Annotated in this window: 12 protein-coding genes; 4 read left to right on the top strand and 8 right to left on the bottom strand. The window is 73.6% G+C overall.

Going from position 1 to position 22567, the window contains the following annotated elements; translation table 11 throughout:
* Window positions 1-9551, bottom strand: a 9551-nt coding sequence (locus E1264_RS08555; protein WP_132171366.1) for a non-ribosomal peptide synthetase, incomplete at its 3' end; no start/stop codon positions are given.
* Window positions 9552-9676: 125 nt separating this feature from the next.
* Here E1264_RS08555 and E1264_RS08550 point away from each other — a divergent pair.
* From E1264_RS08550 to E1264_RS08535, 4 genes are all read left to right on the top strand, one after another.
* Window positions 9677-10999 (top strand): salicylate synthase, encoded by a 1323-nt coding sequence (locus E1264_RS08550; RefSeq protein WP_243710822.1) that lies wholly within the window; start codon window positions 9677-9679, stop codon window positions 10997-10999.
* Between the two features lie 75 nt (window positions 11000-11074).
* Window positions 11075-11416 carry a DUF5713 family protein gene (locus E1264_RS08545; RefSeq protein ID WP_132171364.1) on the top strand — a complete coding sequence of 114 codons (342 nt, stop codon included), beginning with the start codon at window positions 11075-11077 and terminating at the stop codon, window positions 11414-11416.
* Window positions 11417-12067: 651 nt separating this feature from the next.
* Window positions 12068-13882: a protein kinase gene (locus E1264_RS08540; protein ID WP_132171362.1), complete on the top strand. Its 1815-nt coding sequence runs from the start codon at window positions 12068-12070 to the stop codon at window positions 13880-13882.
* A complete protein-coding gene (locus tag E1264_RS08535) occupies window positions 13879-16122 on the top strand; it encodes an FHA domain-containing protein (protein WP_165964075.1) in 2244 nt (747 codons plus the stop codon). Before E1264_RS08540 ends, E1264_RS08535 begins: the two co-directional genes overlap by 4 nt.
* Before the next feature lie 42 nt (window positions 16123-16164).
* On the opposite strand, the gene E1264_RS08530 is transcribed toward E1264_RS08535, so the two are convergent.
* The 7 genes from E1264_RS08530 to fabG form a co-directional block, all read right to left on the bottom strand.
* Window positions 16165-16389, bottom strand: coding sequence for a hypothetical protein (locus E1264_RS08530; protein ID WP_132171358.1), 225 nt, complete (start codon window positions 16387-16389; stop codon window positions 16165-16167).
* A 92-nt stretch (window positions 16390-16481) separates the two neighbouring features.
* Window positions 16482-17351: an FHA domain-containing protein gene (locus tag E1264_RS08525; RefSeq protein WP_132171356.1), complete on the bottom strand. Its 870-nt coding sequence runs from the start codon at window positions 17349-17351 to the stop codon at window positions 16482-16484.
* Between the two features lie 140 nt (window positions 17352-17491).
* Window positions 17492-18580, bottom strand: a complete 1089-nt coding sequence (locus E1264_RS08520; RefSeq protein ID WP_132171354.1) for a glycerate kinase — start codon at window positions 18578-18580, stop codon at window positions 17492-17494.
* Entirely contained in the window at window positions 18577-19425 is an 849-nt protein-coding gene (locus E1264_RS08515) for a shikimate dehydrogenase (protein WP_132171352.1), read from the bottom strand. Before E1264_RS08515 ends, E1264_RS08520 begins: the two co-directional genes overlap by 4 nt.
* 12 nt (window positions 19426-19437) lie before the next feature.
* Entirely contained in the window at window positions 19438-20211 is a 774-nt protein-coding gene (locus tag E1264_RS08510; RefSeq protein ID WP_132171350.1) for an enoyl-CoA hydratase-related protein, read from the bottom strand.
* The gene (locus tag E1264_RS08505; RefSeq protein WP_132171348.1) at window positions 20208-21785 is read right to left on the bottom strand and encodes a CoA-transferase; all 1578 of its coding nucleotides are present in this window, start codon (window positions 21783-21785) and stop codon (window positions 20208-20210) included. The genes E1264_RS08510 and E1264_RS08505 overlap by 4 nt, the downstream gene beginning before the upstream one ends.
* Window positions 21782-22552: a 3-oxoacyl-ACP reductase FabG gene (gene fabG, locus E1264_RS08500; RefSeq protein ID WP_165964074.1), complete on the bottom strand. Its 771-nt coding sequence runs from the start codon at window positions 22550-22552 to the stop codon at window positions 21782-21784. The genes E1264_RS08505 and fabG overlap by 4 nt, the downstream gene beginning before the upstream one ends.
* Window positions 22553-22567: the final 15 nt, after the last annotated feature.

The following is a 22567-nucleotide window of genomic DNA, read 5'->3' as shown; positions in this document are numbered from 1 at the left end:
TCCTTCCACAGGACGACGTCGTACCGGTGCCGGGTCAGCTCGTTGTGCTTGGTGCCGCGCTTGGACAGGACGTCCACCCGCGCCGTCGCGTCCAGGGCGGTGAAGAACGCGGGGTCGAGCAGCATCTCCTTCTCCATGCGGACGGCACGTTCCACCGCCTTCAGGTCGCCGCCGCGGCCGAGCTGGACCGCCGCGTGCAGGCAGGCCACCGTCCGCAGGTCGCGGACGTCGCCGATGAACAGCGCCCCGCCGGGCGCGAGCAGCCGCATCGCCTTGGCGACGACGTCCTGGAGGTAGGCGGGTCCCGGGAAGTGCTGCGTCACCGAGTTGATCACGATGGTGTCGAAGTGGTCCTCGGGCAGGCCGGTGGTGTCGTGCGCGGGCTGGCAGCTCAGCCGCACCGGCGAGTCGCTCCCGAGGTCGTGCCGCAGTTTGGCGATGACGGGCGCGGAGAAGTCGGTGCCCCAGAACTCCTCGACCTCGGGGGCGATGCGGGTGAGGATGAGGCCCGCGCCGACGCCGATCTCCAGGACGCGGCGGGGGCGGAGCCCGCGGATGCGGTCGAGCGTCGTCGCGCGCCATTCGCGCATGTCGGCCAGCGGGATCGGCGCGCCGTCGTAGCTGCTGTTCCAGCCGGCGAACTCCTCGGCGTGGACGACGGTGTCGATCTCGGTGTACTCGGCGTCGTAGATCTGCCGCCACTCGGCGAGCTGCTCGTCCACCGCGCCCTCGCGCGTCCCGTCCGGGACGATGTAGCCGATCAGGCGCTTGACACCGGGCACGTCGGTGTCGGCGGCGACGACCGCGGCCTGCCCGACGCCGGGCTCGGCGGCGAGGGCGTTCTCGATCTCCGCGGGCTCGACCCGGTAGCCGCGGATCTTGACCTGGTCGTCGGTGCGGCCGAGGAAGTCGATGTTCCCGTCCGCGCGGACCCGGACGAGGTCGCCCGTCCGGTACATGCGGGCGCCCGGCGGTCCTGACGGGTCGGCGACGAACCGCTCGGCGGTGAGGTCGGGGCGGCCGAGGTAGCCGCGGGCCAGCCCCGCGCCCGCGAGGTACAGCTCGCCGGGCGCGCCGGGCGGGACGGGCCGCAGCGCGCCGTCCAGGACGTGGGCGCGGGTGTTCCAGATCGGCTTCCCGACGGTCGGGGTGGCGCTGTCGGTGGTGCCGCCGCCGAGCGCGTTGATCGTGTACTCGGTCGGCCCGTACAGGTTGTAGCCGAGGACGCCGTCGGCCTGCGCGAGCCGGTCCCACACCGAGGCGGGGACGGCCTCGCCGCCGAGCAGGACGAGCGGCGGCCGGTGCTCGCCGGCCTGTTCCCCTGTGGGGGGACGACCCCCCACACCCCCCGCACCGTCCAAGAGTCCCTCGTCCAGGAGCTGCTGGGCGTAGGTGGGGGTCACGTTGATGACGTCGACGCGGTGCTCGGCCAGGTAGGCGGTGAGCGCCTCGGCGTCGCGGCGCAGGTCCTCGTCGCAGACGTGCACCTCGTGGCCCTCGATGAGCCAGAGCAGCTCCTCCCACGACATGTCGAAGGAGAACGAGACGGTGTGCGCGATCCGCAGGCGGCGTCCCGCGGACTCCACGACCGGGTCGAAGATGTTGGCGCGGTGGTTGAACTGCATGTTCGTCAGGCCGCGGTACGGGGTGACCACGCCCTTGGGACGCCCGGTGGAGCCCGAGGTGTAGATGACGTAGGCGGGGTGGTCGAGGCGGCCCGGGGTCCCGGGCGCGAAGCCGGGCAGCTCGTCCGGGGTGAGGCCGGTGCCGGGCAGGCCGGCGAGCGTGCGCGCGACGCCGGGGTCGTCCAGCGCGAGGGTCGTGCCGGAGTGCGTCAGGCCCGCGGCGATGTCGCGGTGCGAGACGAGGCACGTGGGCGCGGCGTCGTCGAGCATGACGTCGAGCCGGTCGGCCGGATAGTCGAGTTCGAGGGGCAGGTAGGCGGCGCCCGTGCGCAGGACGGCGAACAGCGCGACGACCATCTGCGCGGACCGCGGCAGCGCCAGCGCGACGATCCGTTCCGGGCCCGCGCCGTGCGCGAGCAGCAGCCGCGCGAGCCGGTTGATCTCGGCGTCGAGCTCGCCGTAGGTGAGCCGGACGTCCGGCAGGGAGACCAGGGCGAGCTCGTCGGGCCGTTCCGCCGCGCGCGCGGCGAGCAGCTCGGCCACCGTCTCCTCCGGGACGGGATGGGTCGTCTGCTCCCGGTCGCGCCGCAGGCGGTCATGCTCGTCGGGGAGGAGCAGGTCGAGGCGCCGGCAAGGCGTTTCCGGTGCTTCCGCGAGCGTCCGCAAGACCTGCACGTACCGGTCGGTGATGCGCTCGGCCTCGGCGCGGGTGAACGCGTCGCCCCGGTACATCACGCGCAGCCCGGCGCCCGGCTCGACCACCATGGTGAGGGGGTAGTGGGCGGCGTCGCGGATCTCGCGCCCGAGGACGCGCAGGGCGCCGTCCGGGCCGAAGTCGCGGCCGGTCGGCATGCTCGGGAAGTTCTGGAAGACGAACAGCGTGTCGAAGAGCGTGCCGAGGCCGGTGGCGCGCTGGATCTCGCTGAGCGCGACGAAGGAGTGGTCGAACAGGTCCAGCTGTGCGGCCTGGACGCGGTCGAGCACGGTCGCCAGCGCCTCGTCCGGCCCGGCCTGGACGCGGACGGGAACGGTGTTGAACAGCAGGCCGACCATCGCCTCGACGCCGTCCACGTCGGGGTGGCGGCCGGACACCGACTCGCCGAAGACGACGTCGTCGCGTCCGGTGAGGCCCATCAGGACCAGGCCCCACGCCGCCTTGAACAGGGTGCCGGGCGTGACGCCGCGGTCGTGGGCGACGGCGTCCAGCCGCTCGGCGATCCCCGGCGGCAGCGCGCGGTGCAGCTCCGCCGCCGCGGCGCGCTCCGCGGGCCGGTCGACCAGGTCGGGGCGGACGAGCACCGGCTCGTCGAACCCGCCGAGAGCGCGCCGCCACGCCGCCACCGCGGCTTCGGTGTCGCGGCCGTTCACCCAGTCCAGGAACGTGCGGAACGACGGGACGGGGCGGGCGGCCGCGGCGGCGGGGTCGGTGTAGGAGTCGAGCAGCGCGGCGACGAGGAGGCCGCCGGACCAGGCGTCCAGCAGGATCAGCTCGGAGGTCAGGATCAGCCGGTGGTCGTCACCCGCGAGGGTGGCGAGCGCGAAGCGGATCAGCGGCGGCTCGCCCGGGTCGAACGGCTCGGCGCGCTGCGCGTCGATGAACGCGTCGAGGTCGTCCGGGGCGACGCGGGCGTGCGTCCAGGGGGTGTCGAAGTCCTCCGGGACGAACTGGACGGTGCGGTCGCCGTCCGTCCGGAACCCGGCCCGCAGGTTGGGGTACTTCTCCAGGACGGCGCGCGCCGCGTCCGCCATCCGCGCCGGGTCGACCGGCCCGGACAGCGCCACCACGGCCTGCTGCACGTAGATGTCGTGGCCTTCCCCGGCCATCATCAGGTGGAACAGCAGCCCTTCCTGGAGCGGCGAGAGCGGCAGCTCCCCGGCCTGCTCCGCGGCGTGCGCGGGCGCGGCGACGGCGGGGGCGGCGGCCCGGGCGAGGGCCTCGACGGTCCGCAGCCTGAACACGTCGCGGACGGTGAGGGACAGCCCGGCACGGCGGGCGCGGGCGACGAGGAGCGCCGCGCTGATGCTGTCGCCGCCGGTGCGGAAGAAGTCGTCGTCGGCGCCCACGGCGTCGCGTCCGAGGACGGTCGCGGCGAGCCGGGCGAGGACGCGTTCCGGCTCCGTGGCGGGCGCCCGTCCGGCGGCGGGCCGTCCCGGCTCGGGCAGCGCCCGCCGGTCGACCTTGCCGTTCGGGTTGAGGGGCAGCTCGTCCAGCACGACCAGCTCGGCCGGGACGAGGTAGTCGGGCAGCAGCGCGCGGAGCCGTTCGCTCAGGTCGTCGACGTCGACGTCGCCGGTCACGTAGCCGACGAGCCGCGACCCGTGCGCGGCGACGGCGGCCCGCCGGACCCCGGGCTGCGCGGCGAGCGCGGCCTCGACCTCGCCCGGCTCGATCCGGAAGCCGCGGATCTTCACCTGCTCGTCGGCGCGGCCGAGGAAGTCGAGCCCGCCGTCCGGGCGGCGCCGCACGCGGTCGCCGGTCCGGTAGAGGCGGGAGCCGGGCGGCCCGAACGGGTCCGCGACGAACCGCTCGGCGGTGCGGGCCGGGTCGCCGAGGTAGCCGCGGGCGAGCCCGTCGCCCGCCAGGTACAGCTCGCCGACCGGGACCTCGCGGAGCGCGGAGTCCAGGACGTGCGCGCGGGTGTTGGCGATGGGGACCAGCCCGCCGCCCACGTCGATGAGGCTGTCGCCCGCCGCCTCCGAGCATCCGTACAGGTTGACGAGCCGGGCGGGGACGCGCTCGGCGAGCGCCGCGGGCAGCGCCTCGCCGCTGCTGACCCAGGTGGTCACCGAGGCCGGCAGCCCGTTCTCGACCAGCGCGGCCAGCAGGCTCGGGACGAGCGTGACGAGCCGCGCATCGTGCCGTTCGATGAGCTCGGCGAGCGCGACGGCGTCGGTTGCGGTCGCGTCGTCGGCGATGACGACCGTGTCCCCGGCGACGAGGCCGCCGAGCAGCTCGGTCGTGCCGTCGATGAACGCGGGCGAGCTCTTCGCGACGCGGACGCCGCCGGGCTCGGCGAGATCGGCGCCCCAGGCGAGCCGGTTGGAGAGGGCGCGCTGCGTCCCGGCGACGGCCTTCGGCGTCCCGGTCGACCCGGACGTGAAGATGACGTACGACGGGTGGTCCGGGTGGAGGCCGGGCCGTTGGCGGGGCGGCGCGTCCACGGGCGGCTCGTCCCGGCCGAGGACGAGGAGCGGCCGGACGGCGTCCAGCATCGCCTCCACGCGGGCGGGCGGGTACGCCAGGTCGATCGGCAGGTACGCGGCGCCCGCCTTCAGGACGGCGAGCAGCGCGACCGCGAACTCCGCCGAGCGCGGCAGCGCCAGCGCCACGACCTCCTCGGGCCCGGCCCCGGCGGCGGCGAGCCGGTCGGCGAGCGCCTCCGCGCGGCGGTCGAGGTCGGCGTAGGTCAGGACGGTGTCGCCGAAGACCACGGCGGGCGCGGCGGGCGTCCGCGCGGCCTGCTCCTCGACGAGCGCGGCGACGGTCCGCACGGGGAGTTCGCGTGCCGTGTCAGGGTGCTCGACAGGTGTGCCAAGGGACGACAGTTTCCGCTGCGGGTCGGCGGTGACCTGGGCGAGGAGGTCGTCGAGCCCGTCGAGGAGCCGCTCGATGGTCGCGGCGTCGAAGAGGTCGGTCGCGTACGCGGCGAACCCTTCGATCTCCTCGTCGCCTTCGGCGAAGTACACGTCGAGGTCGAACTTGACGCCGCCGGTCTCCGGGAGGAACGGCTCCGCGCGCACGCCCGGCAGCGCGAGGCGCACGTCGTCCAGCCGCTGGTGGACGATCATCACCTGGAACAGCGGGCTGCGGGCCAGGGACCGCTCGGGGGCGAGCCGGTCCACGACCCGCTCGAACGGGACGTCGGCGTGCGAGAACGCGGCGAGGTCGGCGGCGCGGACCCGGTCGAGCAGCTCGGCGAACGTCGGGTCGCCGGACAGGTCGGTGCGCAGCACGAGCGGGTTGACGAACACGCCGACCAGGTCGGCGAGGTCCTCGTCGGCGCGTCCCGCGATGGGCGACCCGACGGCGACGTCGTCGCCCGCGCCGGACCGCTGGAGCAGCGCGGCGACGGCGGCGTGCAGCACCATGAACACGCTGGTCCCGGTGTCGCGGGCGAGCCGCCGCGCCCCGGCGGCCGGGAGCCGGAACGGGACGAGCCCGCCGCGGTGGCTCGCCTCCGCCGGGCGCGGCCGGTCGAACGGCAGGACGGTCTCCTCCGGCAGCCCGGCGAGGGCCTCCTCCCAGTAGTCGAGCTGCGCGGAGGCGTCGGGCGCGCCGTCGCGCTGCCAGGCCGCGTAGTCGGCGTACTGGACGGGCAGCGGTTCCCACTCGGGCGCGCGCCCGTCCCGCCGGGCCTCGTAGGCGCGCGCCAGGTCGGCGAGCAGCGGAGTGAACGACCACTCGTCGGCGGCGGCGTGGTGCAGGAGCAGGATCAGCGACCAGTCCTCGTCGCCGTTCCGGATGAGGCTGCCGCGGATCGGAAGGTCGCGGCCGATGTCGAAGACGTGCCGGGTGGCCTCCCCCTCGCTGGCCGCGATGGCGAGGTGCACGGGGACGTCCGGTTCCAGGACCCGCTGGACGGGCAGCCCGTCCGGCCCCTCGACGAGCAGCGTGCGCAGCGCCTCGTGGCGGGCGACGACGTCGGCGAGCGCGGCGTCCAGCGCGGCCTCGTCCAGCGGGCCGCGGAGCCGGAGGCCGAGCGGCAGCGCGTACGAGGCGGACGGGCCCCGCAAACGCTCCTCCAGCCACAGCCCCCGCTGCGCCGCCGACGCCGGGACGACCTCCGGCCGCTCGACGTCGCGGACGCGGACCGTCTCCGCCGTGACCAGCCGCGGCGCGAGCGCGGCCACGGTCGGCGCCTCGAACACGTCCGCGATGGACAGCGACCCGCCGAGGACGGCGCGGGCCTTGGCCGCCACGCGCGTGGCCAGCAGCGAATGCCCGCCGAGCGCGAAGAAGTCGTCGTCGATGCCGATCCCGTCGACGCCGAGCAGCTCGGCGAAGATCGCGAAGAGCGCGGCCTCGCGGGCGTCGCGCGGTGCCCGTCCGGAGACGTCGGCCTCGGGGGCGGGGAGCGCGGCGCGGTCGAGCTTGCCGTTGACGGTCCGGGGCAGCGCGTCCAGGGCGACGAGCGCGGACGGCACCATGTACTCGGGCAGCGCCCGGGCGAGCGCGTCACGCAGCGCGGCCTCGTCGACGGCGCCGTCGGGCACGTAGTACCCGATGAGCCGGTCGTCGCGGACGACGACGGCGGCCTGCGCGATGCCCGGCCGGGCCGCGAGCACCGCCTGCGCCTCCGCGGGCTCGATCCGGAACCCGCGGATCTTCACCTGGTCGTCGGTGCGGCCCAGGTACTCGATCGACCCGTCGCGGGCGCGCCGCGCGAGGTCTCCCGTCCGGTACATGCGGGACCCGGGCGGGCCGGACGGGTCGGCGACGAACCGCTCCGCGGTCAGGTCGGGGCGGCCGACGTAGCCGCGGGCGAGCTGTGCGCCCGCCAGGTACAGCTCGCCGGGAACGCCCGGCGGGACGGGACGCAGCGCCGCGTCCAGCACGTACGCCCGCGTGTTCCAGAACGGCCCGCCGATGCCGGACGCGGGCAGGTCCGCGGACGTCGCCCAGATCGTCGCCTCTGTCGGCCCGTACATGTTGGTCGCGAGCGACGCGGACGCCTCCAGGGATTCGGCGAGGTCGGCGGGCAGCGCCTCCCCGCCGACGAGGACCCGCAGCCCCTTCAGCGCGGCCGGGTCGAGCGTGCCGAGCAGTGACGGGGTGCCCTGCACGACGGTGGCGTCCTCCAGCAGCACGGCGAGCGCGGCCGGGTCGCGGACGTCCTTCCGCCCGGCGAGCACGACGGTCGCGCCGCTGGTCAGCGGCGCGAACAGCTCCAGCGCCGCGATGTCGAACGCGATGGTCGTGACCGCGACGAGCCGGTCGGCGGGACCGAGGTTCAGCTGCGCGCGCGTGGCCAGCAGGAAGTTCGTGAGCGCGCCGTGCGGGACGGCCACGCCCTTGGGGCGTCCGGTCGAGCCGGAGGTGTAGATGACGTAGGCGAGGTCGTCCTGACGCGCCCGGTAGGACGGCACCGCCGGGACGTCTTCCAGCGCGCCGTCCAGGACGAGGAGGCTCGCGGTGCCGGGAAGCAGGTTCGCGGTCTCGGCCGTGACGATGGCGCAGAGCGGCCCTGCGTCGTCCAGCATGTAGGCGAGCCGGTCGGCCGGATGGTCGAGGTCGAGCGGCAGGTAGGCGGCGCCCGCCTTCAGGACACCGAGCAGCGCGACCACGAGATCGGTCGTGCGCGGCAGCGCCAGCGCGACGACGCTCTCCGGCCCGGCTCCCCGCGCCCGCAGGTGCGCGGCGAGAACCGACGAGCGCCCGTCCAACTCGGCATACGTGAGGGACCGGTCACCCGCCTCGACGGCCGTGGCATCCGGAGTGCGCGCGGCCTGCTCCTCGAACAGCGCGACGACGTCGGTGTCCGGCAGATCCCGGCCGGTCGCGTTCGCGCGTTCGATCAGGGCGCGCTCGCCCGCGTCCATGAGTTCGAGCGCGCCGATCGGGCGGTCGGGATCGGCGAGCGCGTCCGCGAGGAGCGTCTCCAGGTGCCCGAGCAGCGCGTCGATGCGCTCGTCCTCGAACAGCTCGCGGCGGAACGTCGCCTCGACCGTCATGCCCTGCGGCCGGACGAACGCCTCCAGCGACAGGTCGAAGTGCGTGGTGCCGTTGTGGACGTGCGTCCAGCTCGACACGACTCCGGGCAGGTCCAGCTCACCGATCTCCTGGGCGAGGAACAGCAGCATGGTGTCGAAGAACGCCGACCTTCCGCGTCCCCGCGCCGGACGGAGTTCCTGCACGATGCGGTCGTAGGGCAGCGACTGGTGCGCGAAGCCGCCGGTGACCGTCCGGCCGACCCGGTGCAGCGCCTCCCGGAACGTCGGCGCGCCGGACAGGTCGGTCCGCATCACCAGCGTGTTGCCGAAGTTGCCGACGAGCCGCTCGACCTCCGCGTGCTCCCGGTTCATCACCGCCGACCCGATCGCCACGTCGACGGCCCCGGTGTACCGGTGCAGCAGGACGGCGTACCCGGCCATCATCACCATGAACGGGGTGAGGTTCTCCTCGGCGGCGAGCTTCCGCATCCCCTCGGTCACGGCGTCGTCGAAGCGCCGCGCCCGCCGCCCGCCGCGCTCGGACACGGCGGCGCCGCGCGCATGGTCGGCGGGCAGGTCGAGCGGCGCGGGCGGCGGGTCGAGCCGCGCGCGCCAGTAGGCGAGGGCGTCCTCGTCGAGGGGGCGCCGCTGCTCCCATGCGGCGTAGTCGGCGTACTGGACGTCCAGCGGCGGCAGCCCGTCCGGCTCCCCCGTCACGGCCGCGCGGTAGAGGGCCGACAGGTCGCGCGACAGGGAGCCCCACGTCATGCCGTCCCACGCGATGTGGTGCACGACAAGGACCAGGGCATGCTGATTGCCGCCGTCCAGCTCCAGCAGTTCGGGCCGGATCGGCCGCTCGCGCTCCAGCTCGAACGGCACGGCCGCGAGCTCCGCCGCCCGCGCGTCGGGGTCGGCGCACGCGACCGGCGTCAGCTCCAGCGAGTCGTCATCGGTGACGACCTGCACGGGACCGTGGTCCCCGTCCGAGTACACCGAGCGCAGGACCGCGTGCCGCCGGATCAGCCCGCGCAGGGCCTCCCGCAGCGCCTCCGTATCCAGCGCCCCCGACATGCGGATGAGCAGGCAGACGTTGTAGGCGGGGCTGTCCGGGAACGTCCGATGATGGAGCCACATGCTCTGCTGCGCGTAGGACAGGGGCGCCGGCCCGTCCGATCCGCGGGGGGCGAGTCCGGCGGTGTCCGGGCCGAGCCCGGCCTCCGCCATCATCCGCCGCATCAGCTCGCGTCGTCGTGCCGTCGTCGTCTGCTCGTGCACGCTCAACTCTCCGTTGTCGGCTTTCACCCGGCGTTGGTTAGGTTAGCCTTGCCTATCATTTTCAAGCAAGGTTAGCCTTTCCTAAGTTTGGGACCGTTCCGGCCCACGAAAGGGAGTTGGCTGCCTTGTCCTTCGCTCTGCGCACTGACGCGACCCCCGCCGAGCTGGTCGTCGAGTACACCTCGGACCCGCTCGCGCTGATGGCCCGGCTGTCCGCATCGAGGCTGTTCGACGACTACGTCGTCTACGAGAGACCCGGATCGTGGACGTTCGCCGGCGGCCTGCTCGGCGAGGTCGTCCTCGACGCCGGCCGGGTGCGCGCCCACTGGCCCGGCCGCCCCCCGGTCATCAGGACCTGGACGGAGGGACGCCCGGCCGACGTGCTGCGCGAGACGTTCACCGACGTCCCCCTCCCCGCCTGGAACGCCTACGGCTGGATCGCGTTCGAGTTCGCCACGCCCTCCCCCACGGGCCGGCTCGCGCACCTGATCGTCCCCCGCGTCGAGGTCCGCGCCGAGAACGGCCGCGCCCGTATCACCGGCGTCGACGCGCACGAGGTGGAGCAGGTCGCGAAGCTGCTGCTGACCGAGACCGGGGAGGACTCCCCCGGCCCCGGGACGCCCTCGCCGGTGGACGTCCGGGTCGGCGACGGCCCGTACCGCGCGCAGGTCGCCGACGCCGTCGCCGAGATCAAGGCCGGCCGCTACCAGAAGGTGATCGTGTCGCGGCGGCTAGAAGTGCCCTACCCCGTCGACATCGTCTCGACGTTCGTCCGGGGCCGCCGCGCGAACACCCCGGCGCGCTCGTTCCTCCTCGACATGGGCGGCTTCCAGGCCACCGGCTTCAGCCCCGAGGTCCTCGTGAGCGTGGACGCCGCCGGACGCGTCCTGACCCAGCCCCTCGCCGGCACCCGCGCGTTCGGCCTCGGCGCCGACGCCGACACCCGCGGCCGCCACGACCTGGAGACGGACCCGAAGGAGATATACGAGCACGCCGTCTCCGTCCACACGTCCCAGCGCGAGCTGTACCGGGTGTGCGACCCGGCGACGGTCCAGGTCACCGGGTTCATGACGGTGAAGGAGCGCGGCAGCGTGCAGCACCTCGGCTCCACCGTCAGCGGCGTCCTCGCCCCCGGCCGCACCTCATGGGACGCCCTGGACGCCCTGTTCCCCGGCGTCACCGCGTCCGGCATCCCGAAGCCCGCCGCGATCGAGGCGATCACCCGCCTGGACGAGTACCGCGGCCTGTACTCCGGCGCCGTCCTCACCGTCTCCCACGACGGAGCGCTCGACTCGGCCCTCGTCCTCCGCGCCCTCTACAACCGCGACGGCCGCGCCTGGCTCCGCGCGGGCGCCGGAATCGTCGACGCGTCCACCCCCGAACGCGAATACGAGGAGACCTGCGAAAAGCTGACCAGCATCGCCCCTCACGTCGTCCCCCTCCCCTAAAGCCCGGACGCCGGTGTCGGTGGCCTCGAATACGATCAGCGCCCTCAGCCCCACCCACAGGCGCGGAGGACCGTGATGCCACTGACCAACCAGAAGGCGCTAGAGCACGATTTCCTCAAGGGAATGTACGACGACGGATACTTTCCTGATCACCTCGTCGACAAGGGAAAAGCCATCCTGCTGAGGTTGTGCGAGCAGATCGAAACCGATCCACCGAGCGACCTGGAGGCGCTCTACCCGCTGACCCATGCGGCGACCGAGGAGTTCAACGACCTGCAAGAGGAGTTCTTTCAAGCCGACAGCGAGATCGAGACGGTCGCCCGCGACCTCATCGCAGAGGAGTTCTGGTTCATCGCCACCACTTACGGCTTCTCCGAAGCCGATATAGAGGAACTCGTCGCCACCCGAGACTGGTGACATCGGGCGTCCTCATGCGGGGAGTGAGCCTGCCGACGGCCAGCAGCGCCGCACCGCCAATTCCGATCACATCGGGTCAGACATGGACGTACGGCCGCGCCTCCGTCGCCCGCCGCCCCTCCTCCTCGGTTCCAAAGTCCACGACCGGCGGCCCATGACCACCCCATCCTGACGCTCACGACGGTGGCCGGGCTGGGCACTACCAAGACCGCCTCGACGTTGTCGCGGTCCACCAACGTCTGCGCCCGGAAACTCGTTCCGCCGCTAGCCGTTCCCGCGCCGAGTAGGACGGCCGGCCAGGAGATCTGGCCTGGTCGGGCGGCGGTGCCGGTGGCGCCTGAGGTCTGCCGACGTTCTCCGGGCGGTCGGTCCCGCCGCGCCGGTCGATGCCCACGCAGCGGGGGTCCTCCACGGCTCGCGGGTGCGCGGTGACCGGGTCGTGAACGAGGCGTCCGGCCTGTGAACACCGCCGCACGATTCTCCGCCGCACTGTCGGATTTATACGAGAAAGTGGGCATTTAATAATCCTTCTGATGACCGCAGTCGGCCATTCGATCAGCAAGGAAATGGAGCACACCTCCCCCGAAACCGGGTGGTGAGAAAATGACCCGATTCTTTGCTCTCCTGACTGTGATCACCTAGGAGCCCGCAGTGGAACGCCCTCTGGGCAGCAAATACGTCCTTGAAGAGGTCCTCGGCCGCGGCGCCACGGGCGAGGTCTGGCGCGGACGCACCCATGAAGGGGAGAAGCTGGCGTTCAAGGTCCTGCACGACACCCTCGCCCGCGACCGGGAGACGGTGAACCGATTCCTGCAGGAAGGGTCGATCCTCACCGACGTCGCGCATCCCCACCTGGTGCGGGTGCACGACCTCGTCGTCGAGGGCGACACGCTCGCGATCGCGATGGACCTGGTGACCGGGTCCGACCTGCGCAAGCCGCTGGCCGCGCACGGGGCGATGCGGCCCGCCGACGCGTGCACGGTCGCCGCCGAGACCGCCTCCGCGCTCGCCGCGATCCACGACGCCGGTGTCGTGCACCGCGACGTGAAACCGGAGAACGTCCTGCTCGACGACCGCCGGAGCCCGCCGGCCGTCCGGCTGACCGACTTCGGCATCGCCCGCATCGCCGAGCAGACCGGCAGCAAGTCCACCATGCTCGTCGGCACCGCGCCCTACATCGCGCCCGAACTCGCCGACGGGCAGCCGCCGACGCCCGCCAGCGACCTGTACGCGCTCGGCATCATGCTCTACGAGATGTGCTGCGGCGTCACCCCGTTCGCCGACAAGTCCACCCTGGTCATGTTGAGGCACCACGGCGGCAGCAGGCCGGGCCGTCCGCCGGGCGTCCCGGATCCCGTATGGGAACTGATCGAGGCGCTGCTCGCCAAGGACCCCGAGGCCAGGCCGGGACCGGCGGGGCGGGTGGCGATCCTGCTGGAGGCGCTGGCGCGCGACCTGGACCAGCTGCCCGCCGCCGCCACCCTGACCGAGCCGCCGGAACCGGTCCCCGTCGTGCGCGACGCCGCGACCGAGATGTCCATCCGCAACCCGCACCGCGACCCGGCGGGCGACACGGGCGGCGCCGGGAAGCGCCGCGGGCGCGGGCGCCGGCGCGCGATCGTGTTCACCGCCGGATGCCTCGTCGTGGCCTGCGCGGTGGCCGGCGGCGCGTACGCCGCGACGCGGTCCGGCGATCCGGGCCGGGAGGGCGCCACCACGGCCACGCCGCCGCCGAGCGGGGAGTTCTCTCCGGCGCCCAGCCCCGGGCAGAGCAGCGCCCGGCCCTCCTACGGTCCGGGCCTGGTTCCCGCCCTCGTGGGGCTGCCCGAGGAGCAGGCGAGGGCGCTTCTTCCGCCGACGGTCGGCGTGCAGATCCGCCGGGAACAGGCGCCGCCCAACTCACCGGACGGCGTGGTCCTCGCCCAGGAGCCCCAGCCGGGCGCCGACATGCCCGCCACGATCGCGCTGACCATCTCGTCCAAGCAGGCGATCCAGTACCTCGCCGACATCGAGCCCAGCTCCGGTGACGAGATCAGCACCGGCACCGACGCCACCAACTACCGGCTGTCCGGGCACGTCCAAGTGCACGCGATCGGCGTCGATGGGTCGCCGTGCGGCAACGAGGCCGGTGGCGTCGAGTACGACCTCGGGCAGCACTACACGCGGTTGGAGGGCCTCGCCGGCGTCGACGACAACTCGGCGTCCGCCAAGACGCAGGTGACCGTGGAGTTCTACGGCGACGCCCGCAAGCTGAAGTCGATCACGGTGACGCTCGGGAAGGCCAAGAACCTGGACGTGGACGTCCGCGGCGTCCTGCGGCTCAGCATCCGCTGGGCGTTCAGCCAGGGCGACGCTTCCCGGTGCGACGGCGGCACCCTTGTCCTCGGCGACGCCCAGCTCGTCGCCGCCGCCGGGTACACGCCGCCGCCCAGCGTGTCCCCGACCGCGCCGGTGCCGGGCGGGTGAGCGAGCCCGGCGCGGGGCCCGGCCGGCTTACCGTGACCGCGGGCGGGATAGCCCGCGCGTTCCGTCCCGGCGACCGGGTACTGGTCGGCCGCGGCGCCGAATGCGACATCGTGCTCGATGACGCCCGGGTGTCCCGCCGGCACCTGGAGCTCGCGTTCGACGACGGCTGGGTGCTCCGCGACCTGGACACCGCGAACGGCACCTGGCACGAGGAGACCGCGCTCAGCGCGCGGCCGGTGGGCGCGGGGCTCGCCGTCCGCGTCGGCGACCCGCTCGACGGGCCCATCGTCGAACTCGTCGCCGTGTCCGCCCTGCCCGGGGCCACCGGCGGCCACGGTGCGGGCGCGCTCCCCGATCCGGTGCCGCTGGGCCGGTACCTGACGATCGGGCGCGGCCGGGGCAACACCCTCGTGCTGGACGATCCGCTCGTCTCCCGCGAACACGCGCGGATCGTTCTCGGGGCGCGGGGACACGTCGTCCAGGACCTCGGCAGCGCCAACCTCACGTTCGTGAACGGCGACTGCGCGACCCGCGCGGCGCTGCGGGACGGGGACGTGCTGACCTGCGGCCGGACCCGGCTGGTCCGGATCGCCGACCGGCTGCACTTCCTGCCCGGCACCGCCGACACCGGGCTGGAGGCCGACGGCCTCGCCGTGGCGCCGGCGGCGGCCGGGGAGCCGCTCGCGCCCACGCTGACGCTGCGGCTGGCCGGTGGATCGCTGCTGGCGGTCGTCGGCCCGTCCGGCTGCGGCAAGTCGACGCTGCTGCGGCTGCTCGCCGGACGGCTGCGCCCGTCGGCGGGCCGCGTCCGCTACGAAAGCCAGGACGTGCACGCCAACGCCGAGGTCCGCACCAGGATCGGGCTCGTGCCGCACGAACCCGCGGGCCACCCGCGGCTGACGGTCGGGCAGGCGCTGTCCTACACCGCGGAGCTGCGCCGGCCCCGCGACATCGGCGCCGCCCAGCGGACCGCGGCGGTGCGCGGCGTGCTCGCCGAGACCGGGCTCGCCGACGCCGCCGGGCGGCGGGTGGCGGCCCTGGACGAGGACCGGCGCCGCCGCCTCGGCATCGCCGCCGAGCTGATCACCGACCCGTCGCTGCTGCTGGTGGACGAGCCGCTCGCGGGCCTCGACCCGGGGCGGGCGCGCGAGATGATGCGGTTGCTGCGCCGCCTCGCCGACGCCGGACGGCAGGTGATGATCACCACCAGGGAGCCGTCCGAACTCGACCTGTGCGACTCGGTGCTGGTGCTGGCGCCCGGCGCGTACGAGGCCTACCTCGGCCCGCCGTCCGGGCTGCGCCGCCGGTTCGTCTCCACCTCCTGGGCCGACGTGTTCGACGATCTGGCCCAGGTCGCCGCCGCCAGGTCCGGCCTCGCGGGCACACCGGAAACGGTCCCCCGTGAGGAGCGAACCCCCGCGCCCGCCGCGGCGGTGGTCCGAGATCCGGCCGTCCGGCGCCGCGTCCTGCGCGACGCCGGTGTGCTCGCGCGGCGCCGGGTCCGGCTGCTGATCGCCGACCCGGCCGAGGCGGCGCTGCTGGTCCTCGTCGTGCCGCTGCTCGTGCTGCTCGGGGTCGCCGTCGCCGACTCGTCCGGGCTGGCCGTTCCCGACGGCGGCGCCCGCCGCGTCCTCGTCGTGCTCGTGCTCGGCGTCGCGGCCGCCGCGGCGCTGCCCCCGGCGCGGGACCTGGCGAGGGAACGCACGCTCTACGGGCACGAGCGGGCAGCCGGGCTGCTGCCCGAGGCGTACCTGCTGGCCAAGACCGCGGTCTTCGGCGGGCTGGCGGCCGTCCAGGCGGTGCTCGCCGTGCTGCTGCTGCGCGCCGCGCGGCCGGGACCGGCGGACGCGGTCCTGCTCGGCCTGCCGACCGTGGAGGTCGCCGCCGGGCTGGCCGTGACCGCGGTCGTGTGCGCGCTGCTCGGCATGGCGGTCTCCGCGCACGTCCCCGGCGCCGAATGGGCGTTGCCGGCCGTCACGCTGGTGACGGCGGTACAGATGGCGCTGTCCGGCGGGCTGGTGCCGCTGGTCGACGAGCCCGTGCTCGCTGGGGCCGCGGTGCTGCTGCCCGCGCGGTGGGGTTTCGCCGCGCTCGCGGCGACCGTCGACCTCGGGCACGGCACCGGCGCACCGGACCTGCTGTGGCGGCACTCGGCGTCCATCTGGATACTCTGCCTGCTCGCCCTCGCCGGGCAGGGCTGCGCCGCGGCGCTGCTCACCCTGCGGCGGCTCCGGCGCTGACGGGCGGCTGCCCGGCGCCGCGGCGCGGCGCCGGGCGGCGCGTCACTCCTGTTCGCCCCCGCGGCCGACGTGCATCACGACGCCCGCCCGCGGCACCGCGCTCAGGGCCGCCACGATCCAGTACCCGTGGCCGAGGGGGAAGGCCGCGTCGCCGGCGCCGAACGCCATGGCGCCGGCCGCGGCGATGAGGCCGAGACGGGTGGCGAGGTCGATCACCACGACCCCGGCGGCGGCCCGCACCCAGCGGAACCGTACTCTCCGGATCATTGTTCCTCCTGCTCGATCGCGCCTTGCGGACGCTTTCCAGCATCGGGAAACTCGGCGATCCCGGCTGCTCCCCGATCAGGGAGTAGCGCGCTCTACTCCAGGCATCGCGCCCACTGGTTCGCCTGGACCTGTTTCCAGTACGCGTTCTCGAACAACGCGAGATGGCGGTGGCCGAGAATGTCGTAGAGGAGGATGGTGGAGGCGATCGCGGTGTTGCCGAGCGTCCCCTCCTTGGGGAGCAGGGTGCGCGCCACCAGCTTCTTGCGCAGCGCCTTCAGATGGTCGTGGACCTTCTTCTGGAGCCGGTCGCGCAGCTCCGGGTCGTTGCGCGCCCGGCGGGCGAGATAGGTCTCGCCCACGGACTCCAGTGCCAGCGGTCCGATCTCGGGTTCGGTCGGGAGCCGGTCCACGCGGGCGGTGTTCCGCAGCCACGGCGCGCACAGTTGCAGCGCCACCATGAACTCGCGCGTCTCCGGGTTCATCGTGATGCCCGCCACCGTGCTCGACCTGCGGCCGCTCCCGCCGGGAAGGACCGGGTCGGCGGCGGGTCCCGGTCCGGGCAGCCGGACGTGGACCGCCCGGAGCTCCCGGAGCATCAGCGCCGAGCCGACGAGCGCGCTGCCCGCCGTCAGCACGCACGCCTCGGCGGGGTCTTCGGGCAGCCTCGGCCGCAGGGTCACGGGTTCACGCAGCGGCGGGGCCGGGTCGCCCGGCTCATAGTCCCCGCTCTGGATCACCAGGGCGTGCTTGCGGCTCAGGTTGACGACACGGACGCCGTCCCCGTCCACGGCGATCTCCCCCGCCCGCTTGGACATCCACCGGTCGTCCGGGCCGAGCGGGAGGTCCACCTCCGGGCCGCGGCCGAAGGTCAGGCGATCGCCCGGCCGCAGCAGGCGCGGCGGCCCGAGCGGGCCGCTGACGACGACGGCCCCGTCGTCGTCCGGGTCATCGGTGTCCACCATCGCACCTCACGGATCGTCCGGCCCCTGCGGGCACCAGCATCTCGCTTCCGCCGCCCCCGCGGGTCGGTTCCGGCACGCACCGCGAGGCCGACGGCGGCCAAGCCGCTTGGCGAACCGTTTCGGCGGGCTCGTGAAGACCTTCATGCCGTGAGGCGGGCGGCGAGTTGCTCGGCGGCGTGGCGGAGGTGGGGTTCCGGGTTTTGCATCGCTTCGTGTTCTGAGCCTGCCAGGTCGGTCAGGCTGAGCATCGTCACGCCGGTGCGGGCGGTTGTGACGGTTCCGGCGATCACGACTGCGGGGACGTTGTGGCGCTCGGCGAGCTCGATGACGTGGCCTGTGATCTTGCCTTGGTAGGACTGCTCGTCGTGGCGGCCCTCGCCTGTGACGACGAGTGCGGCGCCGGGGATGCGGTCCGGGAGGCGGCTCAGGTCGGAGAGGTATTGGGCGCCGGACGTCATCGTCGCTCCCCAGCAGGTTGACAGGCCGTATCCGAGGCCGCCTGCGGCGCCCGCGCCGGGAGCGTCCGGGGCGCCGCCGATCACGTTCGCCCATCGGCGGAGGGCCTTGTCTAGGAGCTGTATCAGTGCGGGGTCGGCGCCCTTTTGAGGGGCGAAGACGGCTGCGGCGCCGCGTGGGCCGTAAAGGGGGGCGTCCACGTCGCAGAGGAGGAGGACGCCGTCTGGCGGCGGGGGCAGGAGGGGCGTTGTGTCGATGCTGGTCACGGTTGTGAGGCCGGTGGCTCCAGGTGGGACGTCGCGGCCGCGCCGGTCCATTGCGCGGAGGCCGAGTTCGCGCAGGCAGCCCGAGCCGCCGTCGGTGGAGGCCGATCCGCCGAGCCCTACGACGATCCTTCGGGCGCCTGCATGGAGGGCCTCGCGGAGGACGGTGCCGAGTGGGGCGCTGTCGGCGCCTGCGGGGTCGGCCGTGCCGACGAGCGGTAGGCCGCAGCATTCGGCCAGTTCTACTACCGCGGTGCCGTCGTCGAGGGTCAGCCAGCGCGCTTTGTGGGGGCCGTTCGGGAGGGTCACCGTTGTGGTGTGGACGGACGCGTCCGGGCGTGCGGCCAAAACCGTGTCGAGCGTGCCCTCGCCGCCGTCCGCCTGGGGTAGAAGTTCCGTCTCGATATCGGGGCGCACGTGTCGGAAGCCCTCGGCCATCGCCTCGGCGGCCTTTGCTGCCGTGATGGTCGATTTGAACGAGTCTGGTGCGAGCACCACTCGCTGTGTCACGGGCGCGGATCTCCTTCGGCTAGGAGCGGGGCCACGGCCCGGCGCATCGTCTCGGTCGGGTCGGGCAGGCCCGTCCACCGGCACCACGCGGCGGCGGCCTGCGCTACCAGCATCCCGTCACCGTTGGACGCCCGCATCCCGCGCGCGCGGGCCTGGCGCACCAGCTCTGTTTCAGCCGGGATGTACACGACGTCGAACACGGCGGCGGACGGATCAAGGAGGTCCACGTCGATCACCGGGCCTGGGGTCAGCATGCCTACGGATGTCGCGTTGACGAACAGGTCGGCTTCCGCCAGGCGGTCGCCGGTGCGTGGGTCGTCGAATGCGAGGGGCTCGATCGTCGCGGCGTCGCCCAGGTCGTCTGCGAGGCGGCGCGGCATGTCTGCGTCGAGGTCCAGGACGGTGAGGCTCCCCGCGCCTGCGGTGGCCAGGCCGTAGACGGCGGCGTGGCCGACTCCGCCCGAGCCCGCCACGACCACGGATCGTCCTTGGACGTCCTCGCCCAGGCAGTCGCGGACGCCTGCCATGAAGCCCACGACGTCGGTGTTGAAGCCGATCAGGCGGCCGTCGGGGGCGGCGGCGACGCTGTTGACCGCGCCGATCGCTCGGGCGCCGGGCTCGATCTCGTCCAGGAGGTCCATCACCAGCAGTTTGTACGGTGCGGTGATCTGGAAACCCATCCATTCGTCGCGGCGCGCTTCGGCGATCTGGGCCGCGAGCCCGTCCTCGTCCACCTCACGCAGCTCGTAGCGGGCGTTCACGCCTGCCGCCTCGAACGCCGCGTTGTGCATCACCGCCGAATGCCGTCGCTGCAAGGGACGGCCGAAGAGGGCGACTGTGCGCATGGTCTTCTCCTGTCATCTGCCCGTGAAGCGGGCCGGGCGTTTGGCCAGGAAGGCCGCTGCGCCTTCCAAGGCGTCGTCGGTCGCGAACACGGTTTCCGAGCCGTCGAGTTCATGGGCCAGGCCGTCCTCCAAGGGGGTCTCTAGAGATAGGTCGAGTAGCTTCTTTGCGACGCGCATCGCCACCGGGCCGCGTGAGGCGAGGGTCGCGGCCATGCTGCGGGCGGCGTCCACCGCCTGGCCGTCGTCCACGACTCGGGTGACCAGGCCGATCGCCAGGGCCTCGGCAGCGTTGACCGGCTCGCCTAGGAGGATCATCTCCTTGGCGCGGGCGAGGCCGATCACCCTCGGGAGTCGTTGCGTGCCGCCGCTGCCCGGGGTCACGCCGAGTTTCAGTTCGGGCATGCCGAGCTTGGAGCGGCGGGTCGCGATCCGGAAGTCGCAGCACAGCGCCAGTTCGAGGCCGCCGCCGAGCGCGTGGCCCTCGATCGCGGCGATGGTCGGGACGGGGAGCTGGGCGAGCTGGCGGTAGACGAGGCGTTCCAGGAGCAGCTTGTCCTCGGCGACGCGGTTGTGAAGGTCACGGAACTCGGCGATGTCGGAACCGGCGCAGAAGGCCCTTCCCCCGGCGCCGTGCACGATGACCGCTCTGACGTCGGAGTCCCGCGCGACGGTGTGGAGGGCAGCGCGTAGCTGGCGGGTCAGGTCGCGCGACACGACGTTCATCGGCGGGTTGTCCAGGACGATCTCCGCGCACTCCCCCGGGATCAGATGCACGAGATCGGTCATGTCGCCGCCTCCTGAGTTGTGAGGTCGGCCGCCAGGCCCATGGGGGCGGACCTGAAAAGCCGCGGGTCCATGAGGGCGGGTGTGCCGGGGATGGACGGCTCCATGTCCATGTGGGCCAGGACGTCTTTCTGCACGTCGACGCCGGGGGCCACCTCGATCAGCGCGAGGCCGTCCGGGGTCAGCTCGAAGACGGCGCGTTCGGTGATGTATCTGACCTCCTGGCCCTTTTCTGCTGCCAGGCGTCCGTTGAAGCTGATCTCGGTGACCGCGTCCACGAACTTGCGGTGCTGTCCCTCGCGCAGGATCGTGAGCGTGCCGTCCTCGATGGCGACGCGGAGACCGCCCGCGGTGAACGTGCCGACGAAGCAGAGGCGCCTGGTCCGGGTGCTGATGTTGATGAAACCGCCGGGGCCGCGCGGACGGTCGTCGAACGCGTGCACGTTCACGTTTCCGGAGCGGTCGACCTGCGCGAACGACAGGCTGGCGATGTCGAGCCCGCCGCCATCGTAGAAGTCGAACATCGAGGGCTGTTCCAGGCGCGCCTGGTAGCCGTGGCCCGCGCCGCCGTCGCCGCCGAAGGCCGGTATCCCGCCGAAGATGCCCTGCTCGACGGTGAGGGTCAGCGCGTCCGCGATGCCCTCCTCGGCGGCGACGGAGCCGATCTGCTGCGAGATGCCGAAGCCGAGGTTGCAGATGTCGCCGCGGCGGAACTCCATGAGCGACCGCCGCGCGATCACCTTCCGGACGTCGAGCGGCGAGACCTCCCCGGCCGCCGGACGGGGTGCGCGCAGCTCGCCCGAGTAGTACGGGGAGTACGCCGTCGCGTAGGTCTGGCGTTGGACGGCGTCTACATAGACGAGGTCGACCAGGGCGCCGGGGACGCGGACGTCCGCCGGGCGCAGGGAGCCGCGCGCCGCCAGCCGTTCGACCTGGACGACGACCTTGCCGCCGTTGTTGTGCGCGGCCATCGCCAGCGCGAGCGAGTCGCCCAGGATCGGCTCGTGCTCGAAGGTGAGGTTGCCGTCCTCGTCCGCCGTGGTGGCCCGCAGGACGACGACGTCGATGGGGAGCGCGCGGTAGAGGAGCCACTCCTGACCTGCCAGTCGTACTACCTCGACTAGATCCTCGGTGGTACGCGGGTTCTGCTTGCCGCCGGTCTGCCGGGGGTCCACGTAGGTCCCGAGTCCTACGTGGGTGATGTGGCCGGGGCGTCCGGCGGCCATGTCTCGGCACAGCGCCGAGAGGACGCCCTGGGGTAGCGAGTACGCCTCCAGTGCGCCGTCCGCGACCAGTGCGCCGAGGCGGGGCTCGTTGCCGATGTTGCTGCCGATCGTCCGGCGGGCGAGGCCGGGCAGGCCCAGCTGCGAGAAGCCCCGGTCGGCGAAGTCGCCGATGCCGACGACGCGGACGGTGGTCAGGTCGCGCGGGTGGCCGGTGTCGCGGAACCGCGCCGCGAGCGCGTCGATGAACGCCTGCGGCACGCCGTGCCCCGCGCCCGAGCCGCCGACCCAGACGGCGGCGCCGTCGCGGACGAGCGCGAGGGCGTCCGCGACGGTCCCGATGGCCGGGCTCATGGCATCAGCCCCCCGCTGTTCGGGTTGAGGGTCTGGCCGATGAGCAGCGCGGACGCGTCCGACAGGAGGAAGACCACGCAGTCGGCGACCTCCTCGGGCTCGCCGAACCGGCCCAGCGGCAGCTCGGCCATGCGCTTGCGGCCGACCTCGCCCTCCATGACCGTCCGGCCCATGTCGGTGTTGGTGACGCCGGGCGCCACGCAGTTCGCGCGGACGCCGCGCTGCCCGAACTCGCGGGAGATCGACTTGGCGAGCGCGATCAGCCCGGCCTTGGCGCTGGCGTAGTGCGCGACGCCCGGCCAGCCGACCTGGCCGAGGCGGGACGCGATGCTCACGATGCTGCCCGACCCGCGCTCCAGCATCCCGGGCAGCACCGCCTGGCTGGCGTGGAACGCGGCGGTCAGATCGGTGGCGATGACGCGGTCCCACTCCTGCGGGGTCGTCTCCAGGAACGGGGTCTCGGGCATGATGCCCGCGTTGTTGACCAGGCCGTCGACGCGGCCGAACCGCTGCTCGGCCGCCGCGACGAACGCGAAGACCTGGTCGCGGTCGGTCACGTCGCAGCGGTGGACGTCCGCCTCGGCGCCGAGGGAGCGGGCCTCGTCGGCGACGCTCTTCGCCCCGGCCTCGCTCTCCCGGTAGGCGATCGCGACGTCGGCGCCGGCGGCCGCGGCGGCCAGCGCGATCGACCGTCCCAGCCCGCGGCCGCCGCCGGTGACGGCCACCACCCGGCCGTGCAGCGGGCCCGACTCGTTTCGATCCGGCATGCTCATCGTCTCCTG

Source organism: Actinomadura sp. KC216, from assembly GCF_004348535.1.
Taxonomy (GTDB): domain Bacteria; phylum Actinomycetota; class Actinomycetes; order Streptosporangiales; family Streptosporangiaceae; genus Spirillospora.
This window is presented reverse-complemented; position numbering and strand designations above follow the sequence as displayed.